The sequence below is a fragment of the Streptomyces sp. NPDC002845 genome (assembly GCF_053591955.1).
Genome location: NZ_JBSFUU010000177.1, coordinates 1 through 4985 on the forward strand (window position 1 = coordinate 1; position 4985 = coordinate 4985).

The window sequence follows — 4985 nt, forward strand, 5'->3', positions numbered from 1 at the left end:
TGTCTCAGTAATCCCCACCCTCATTGGAAGCCCGTGGGCCTCATCGATGAGAGTCCCGCTATTGAGCGCTTGGCGTTCCCAGCGTGATGTCGGAATTCCGCCAGCAGTCCGTTGATGGACCTGTGAGATTGAGACGTCCGGCAGGCCAGGCATGGCGGCAGCGCGCGCGGGCCCCGGCGATTCGTCGGCCTCGGGATCGGTGTCCTGAGAACCTGGCCGGGGACAGCGAGGCATAGGTGGACACATGGTTCGGTCAGATGCAGGAAGCTCACGTGCGGTGCTTGGTCAGTTCCTTGCTGTTGGGTGCCAAGAGTCCCGCACATGCGTTGAGCTGGGCGTTCGCCAGACTGTTGTGATCTTCGTCAGGCTGTGTCGCGGTACTCGTGGATGAGTCCGCTGAGGACGTCGTGGCGCTGGATGTGTTGGGCGGGGAAGGGGATGACGTCCTGATCGTCGGCTGGTGCGCGAAGGTGCAGGGCCCGGTGCGGCCTTCCGGAGTTGTAGTGCTCGGCGTATTCGGCGAGGACACTCCGTGCGTGTTGCTCGTTGTAGATCAGCATCCGGTCGGTGCACTCGGCCCGCACGCTGCGGATGAACCTCTCCACGTGGGCGTTCATCGGCGGTGTCTGTGGTGCGCTCTTCAGGATCTCGATGCCGTCGGCGGTGAAGACGGCGTCGAACGCCTGGGTGTAGCGGCTGTCGCGGTCGCGTAGCAGGTAGCGGAAGCCGGCGGCGCGGTCTGCGAGGTTGGCGAGGAGGTTCCTCGAGAGCTGGGTGGCCCAGGCTGCGGTCGGGTGGGCGGTGACGCCGAGGATGTGCACGGTGCGGGTGCCGACCTCCATGACCACGAAGGCGTACAGCCTGGTCAGCGCGGCGGTGTCCACGTGGAAGAAGTCAGCGGCGAGCAGGCCGGAGGCCTGGGCGCGTACGAACTCGCGCCAGGTCGGGGCGCCGCGGCTTCGTCTGGGTGCGGGGCCGAGGCCGGCGCTGCGCAGGATGCGTCGGATGGTGGAGGCGCCGACGCGGTGGCCCAGGCGCCGCGGCTCGCCCTGGATACGGGTTGAGCCCCAGGTCGGGTTCTCGCGGGCCAGGCGCAGGATCAGGGCGGTGAGTTCCTCGGAGATCGGCGGGCGGCCGGTCCGTGCGGGTTTCTGCTTCCACTTCCAGCGCAGTAGCCGCCGGTGCCAGGTGAGCAGGGTGCCGGGTGTGAACAGGCGGTGTCGGCGCAGCCGGGAGGGTAGGTGCCGGGCGAGGGCGGCGAGCACTGCGCGGTCCGGCCAGGTGAGGTGTGGCCGGACGCCGAGCCGGCGGCGCAGCACCGCGTTCTCGTGGCGCAGCGCGAGCAGCTCGGCGTCCTTGGTCTGCTGCGAACGGGAGAGCAGCAGGAGACGTCCGAGGAGTCGGAGGAAGGCCAGGTAGAGCATGCGCAGTGCCATGGGGTCCGAGCTTGTCGTGATCGCCCGGAGTCGCAAAGTGCCTGGTCAGATGCCATACGTCACTTCTGGAACCCTACAGGGGCCGTTGCCGTCCGGCGCCGTACACCGCAGCCCTCTTCCAGTGAGCGCCCGCCGAACGACGGTGCGCGCTCCGAGCCGGCACAGCATATGAGTTGACGGCTTTCCCAATCCGACCCGCTGCGACCTGCACGGTGTTGTCGTCCAACAGCCCGTCAGGGACCGGACGGGGGCGGCTCCACATGAGGCTGCCTGCTGTACTCGGCGCGTCGAGAGCGGCCGGGTTCCAGAGCCTGGTCGATGCAGACTGCCGCCTCAGCCGGTCGCCCGTGGAAGGCTTAGCTGATCCTCGCGGAGTGAAGGACGAACTCTCCGGACTCATCGCGGCCCCTAGGCGGAAGTCCGTAGCTGCGCAGGCAGGCGCAGGAGGAGATGTTTCGCGGGTCGACCAGGGCGTTCATGACGATACGTACGCCCTGCTCGTGACGTGAGACGGCGTCCTCGACGACCGCGTCCAGGACGGCGTGGGAGGCCCGCCTTCCGTCCGAGAGCTGTTTGCCCTGGCAGTCGAGGGCAACGGCGTAGACGACGATGGCGCGGTCGCGTACGCCCTGTGGGTCGTCAACATCGGTGAGGGCATGCACGGCCGCTCCGACGAGGGCAGGCCCGTCCTCGACCAAGAGCAGCCGCTGATCACGTGATGCCGGGTTGCGCAGACAGAAGGGCAGCGCCTTCTGGCGCAGATAGCCCTGGACCTCATGGGCCCAGGGCTGTTCGCAGTCACTCTTGCGCGGATGGTCGGTATCGGGGCAGCAGGTGAACTGCTGCAGTGCCTGCCGATCTGTTCTGGCCGCCGGGCGCCACCGGACGTCGCTCACCCCAGGACCCGCCTGGCCAGGGGCTCCTCGTGCTCCAGGGATGCCAGCAGGGTTGCTCTCGCCGCTTGCGGTTGGGGACGTCTCAGCGCCCTTGCCTCCAAGGGATCCAGCTCCTCATCGGCGTCGTCCGCTTGTTCGACCTGCCTCGGGTCAAGGCCGGCCTGCAGGCGCAGCACGGCGTTGCCGTTGGGAAGCAGCTCACGGAAGAGGACAGCAGGATCCCCGACCGAGAGGTCTGCCGACCGGACCATCTGCCAGGGCACGTCGTAACGGCCCGTGCCGACGGAGGCGACAAAGCGCACCCACTGCCCTATCCGAGCCTCAAGAATTCCCGGCACTGCGTCCTCGTCCGGAACGGGAGGAAGATGCTCACGGGCCTCGCTCACCGCCTCGCTGAAGAGCAGCAGGACGTGCCAGGCCTCACGTCTACGGGGCTCAGTGGGGCGCATGAGCTCCGCGATTTGCACGCTGTGCTCGACGAGCAGCTTCCGCAGGCTCTCTTCCAGGGTGCTGGCCGCCGAGCGATACTGTCCCGCCATGTCGGCCAGGCCGCGGCGTGAAAGCACGGCAGCGTCCAGGTTCAGCTCGCAAAACAGGGACAGCTTTCCGCTGAAACGGCCAGCACGTGCTTTGAGCAGGCCCTGGACGCCCTCGGAGACGATGTCGTTGCGGCGCAGCGTACGCAGCCGCGCTTCTGTAGGCCGGTCCGTCGGCGTGTAGGCGCTGAGCACGTCATGCCACTCCACGAGTGGCCACGGACGGACAGCAGGGGTTTCGGTGCGCTCGACCATCACCACACACTCCCATCCGTTGAAACGACGCCTCCGTATCTAAGATAGGCCAGCACGGCCGTCTGCGGCAATCGACCCACAGCCCCAGGGCAGCACCAGACCGCCGACGGTGCCCTGATCTCCGTCGCAGTCTCCACCAGCGACGAGCTCCTACTCCTGCTGCTTCCGTAGCTGCGGCGCACCAAGTGCGCCGACCGAACCCAGCCCCCCTCCGGCCGCCACCGCACCATCGAGACCGTCCCCTGACGGGACGGCGTTGCCCCATGCCCCCGTTCCCCCAGGACGAGATCGACGCGGCGCAACACCGTGAAGCCGACCGCGACGCCTCTCTTCACACCCCCACCGCCCAGGAGCTACGTTCCTGGCTCGCCTGCCAGGACGACGTGGCCGAGGCTTCCATCCATTCCCCGACGTGGTCGCACTGCAGCTCGCGGACGGCGTCTCCTGATGTCCGTCACCGTCTCCACACTCGAACCTCCTGCTCCTCTTCTGCAGGGACGCGTTGATGCCCGTCGGGTGAGGTGATCAGCTCTGGTGGAGCTGTAACCGATGGTTGAGGGTGGCGAGGTCCTGGTCTGTCAGCCCGTGTCGGGGGTCGATGCGGTGCAGGAGGGCAGGTCCTGGGTGGTGGGCCTGCGTCCAGTGCTGGTCGCGGTGGGTGATCTCGTCGTCGATCCACGCGAAGGGGCGTCCGCCCAGGCCAGGAGGGGGCCGGGTTTTCCAGTGGAGTCCGTCCGCCGCTTCGTCGTCGGTGGGTTCGGGCCAGTTCACCACGGCGACGCGGGGGGGCCATGAATAGTGCACAGGTGGTGACGCGGCGTTTTACCTGGTCACAGGGGTGCCGCATGCGAGGTATCACCATTCGCTTGCACACTCCTCCGGGTCAATGTCCTTAAGTGAGTGAGTGGTGACGCCGAGCGTGAGCTGCCCGACCACGTCACAAAGGAGCTCGCCAAGGCCACGGGGATGGACCCGGCCGAGAGGCATCCGGTTCCGTGGGTCTGAGCCTTTGATGTTCAGCTCCGAGGAGAAGAGGGTAACTGGCGACCTCGCGTAATCGTGAGTCGCGTATTCCTCAGCGTGTGAGGACTCATGTTCACCGTGAGTGGTTACCGGGGGCAGACGCCGGGACTGCGGTGTGTCTGTCGCCGACAGCAACGGCGTGGACGGTCCTGTCTCGCAGCCGGGTTGCAGCCATGGCCCGGCGTGGGGGCGATGGGGGTCCGTGATCTCTCAGAACTACTACTCATTTATGAGAGTCGAGAACGGCAGCGTTCGCCACGAGCCAGTTCCGGACTTCTCTCGCCTCTTGGAGACGCCCGAGCCTGAGGAGCAGGTCGGTCTGCAAGCGCAGCACATCGCGCAGCGGCGAGGCGAATCGTGCGGGCACTACTGCTACGAGCTTGCGGTAGAGCTCAACCGCCTCCCCCGTAGCTCGCAGCGCCCCAGGCAGGTCCTGCTGTCCTTCATATCTCACCCATGCCCAAGCGAACAGCGAGGCGGCGAGGTCGGGTTCGTAGGCGGCGGGGTTGTCGGCCGCGAGCCGACGGTAGATCTCCACGGCCTGCTCGGTGGCGGTGAGGGCTTCGGTGTGCCGACCCACCGCCGACAGATAAGCCCCGAGGTTGGACAGCGAGCGCGCGAGGTCGGGTTCGTAGGCGGCCGGGTTGTCGGCCGCGAGCCGACGCCGGATCTCCACGGCCTGCTCGGTGGCGGTGAGGGCCTCTGCCCGCCGACCCACCGCCGACAGATAAGCCCCGAGGTTGGACAGCGAGGCGGCGAGGTCGGGTTCGTAGGCGGCGGGGTTGTCGGCCGCGAGCCGACGGTAGATCTCCACGGCCTGCTCGGTGGCGGTGAGGGCT

The 4985-nt window shown here is 67.4% G+C and carries 5 protein-coding genes; all 5 read right to left on the minus strand.

Annotated features, from left to right (window positions below; genetic code table 11):
- Positions 1 to 362: 362 nt before the first annotated feature.
- Positions 363 to 1436: an integrase core domain-containing protein gene (locus tag ACWD3C_RS47760; RefSeq protein ID WP_451154975.1), complete on the minus strand. Its 1074-nt coding sequence runs from the start codon at positions 1434 to 1436 to the stop codon at positions 363 to 365.
- Between the two features lie 356 nt (positions 1437 to 1792).
- Positions 1793 to 2332, minus strand: coding sequence for a hypothetical protein (locus ACWD3C_RS47765; protein ID WP_451154977.1), 540 nt, complete (start codon positions 2330 to 2332; stop codon positions 1793 to 1795).
- Positions 2329 to 3123, minus strand: coding sequence for a hypothetical protein (locus ACWD3C_RS47770; protein WP_451154979.1), 795 nt, complete (start codon positions 3121 to 3123; stop codon positions 2329 to 2331). The genes ACWD3C_RS47765 and ACWD3C_RS47770 overlap by 4 nt, the downstream gene beginning before the upstream one ends.
- 525 nt (positions 3124 to 3648) lie before the next feature.
- Positions 3649 to 3894 carry a hypothetical protein gene (locus tag ACWD3C_RS47775; protein WP_451154981.1) on the minus strand — a complete coding sequence of 82 codons (246 nt, stop codon included), beginning with the start codon at positions 3892 to 3894 and terminating at the stop codon, positions 3649 to 3651.
- A gap of 475 nt (positions 3895 to 4369) precedes the next feature.
- Positions 4370 to 4985: tetratricopeptide repeat protein (locus ACWD3C_RS47780; protein WP_451154983.1), on the minus strand; the 616-nt coding region annotated here is incomplete at its 5' end.